This is a genomic window from Actinopolymorpha sp. B9G3 (assembly GCF_040120725.1).
GTDB lineage: Bacteria > Actinomycetota > Actinomycetes > Propionibacteriales > Actinopolymorphaceae > Thermasporomyces.
Genome location: NZ_JBEEAB010000073.1, coordinates 1 through 1,527 on the forward strand (window position 1 = coordinate 1; position 1,527 = coordinate 1,527).

The window sequence follows — 1,527 nt, forward strand, 5'->3', positions numbered from 1 at the left end:
TCGACCAATCCCGCAGCTTCTCCAGCCCGCGAGCCCAACGGGGCCCGCTTGAGCCGTGTGCGGTGAACAGCTGCACGCACGGTTCTGAGGGGGCGGGGACGCAGCAATGCGTCCCCGCTACCCGACTCGTTCTCGGCATCAGATCAGGCTCGGCGATGATGACCCTACGGGAACGCAAAACCCAGTACGGCATCGTGATCAACCTACCGGCCGACCATACCGCCGAGACAGTCAACGCCGCCGCCATCAAAGCGTTCGCGCCACTGCCGGCGCACATGAAACGCACCCTCACCTGGGACCAGGGCGTGGAGATGGCCCGACACCGCGAACTTGCCGCCGCAACCGGCATCGCCATCTACTTCGCCGAACGATCCAGCCCCTGGCAACGCGGCGCGAACGAGAACTTCAACGGTCTTGTCCGTCAGTACTTCCCGAAGGGGACCGACCTGTCCGTGCACCCCGACACCCACGTCGCAACGGTGATGCGCGAACTGAACACCCGACCACGCAAAGGCCTCGACTACGACACCCCACAGGCTCGTTTTCGGAACGAGATGCGTAGCCTGCAGCCGAGCAGCCCGACCGTAGCGGTCACCGGCCCTGCAGAATCCGACACGCTGAGCAGGCGACGTTGAGCCACGCATCATCTGATCAGAAGGAGCGTGCTGAGGTGCGGACCGCACCCGTTGGATCGAGTTCGACACGACTGATCACGTTGCGAGGCAACAGCGGATCGGGCAAGTCGGCGGTGGCCGCTGCCGTCCGTGCGGCGCGTCCCACTGGCACGGTTGCCATCCTCGGCCAGGACGTCATCCGGCGCCTAATCCTGGGCGTTCCCGGCGACGCAGGAGGTCACCCGATCGGGCTCATCGACCTCGCTGCAAGATACCTGCTGGGGCGGGGGCTCGATGTGATCATCGAAGGGGTCCTGCAGCCGGACTGGTACTCGGAGACCCTGCCACGCCTGGTCGCGGATCATCGCGGCGTGTCCCGCTGCTACATCTACGACGTGCCGTTCGAGGAAACCGTCCGTAGGCACGCCACAAGGCCGCTCGCGAACGCGTTCGGTGAAGAGGAGATGCGGCAGTGGTGGCGAGGATTCAATCCGATCACCGAACTCGATGAGGTCATCATCACGGAGCACGACAGCCTGGACACCACCGTTGCACGCATCCTCGAAGACTGCTGGCCATCCGACGCCTAGGGCGAGCACCCAGTGTCCACGACATCGCCGTAGTTCGCGCATCGTTGACGTTCTTGACACTTTCACGGGTAGGCGCCGAGCGTGAACCCAGATCTGCCCCAGATAGGTCGACGTTTCCACGCACTCAGCAGATCGACCTGCTCGGCCAGGGGCTTCGACGGAATCGCTCATCACACCCAGACCCTCACGCTCGTCGGCTAGTGTCCTCCGCCTGAAATTCGTGCGATATATCGGGCGAGGGAGTCGAGGATCTCCTCGGCGGTCTTCTTCCAGATGAAGGGCTTGGGGTTTTCGTTCCAGTTCTTGATCCACTCGCGGACGTC

General features: G+C 63.7%; 2 protein-coding genes. Both read left to right on the plus strand.

Going from position 1 to position 1,527, the window contains the following annotated elements; all coding sequences use genetic code 11:
* Positions 1-62: 62 nt before the first annotated feature.
* A complete protein-coding gene (locus tag ABNF93_RS34615; protein ID WP_349332495.1) occupies positions 63-635 on the plus strand; it encodes an IS30 family transposase in 573 nt (190 codons plus the stop codon).
* Between the two features lie 35 nt (positions 636-670).
* Positions 671-1,204: a P-loop NTPase family protein gene (locus tag ABNF93_RS34620; protein WP_349332494.1), complete on the plus strand. Its 534-nt coding sequence runs from the start codon at positions 671-673 to the stop codon at positions 1,202-1,204.
* Positions 1,205-1,527 lie beyond the last annotated feature (323 nt).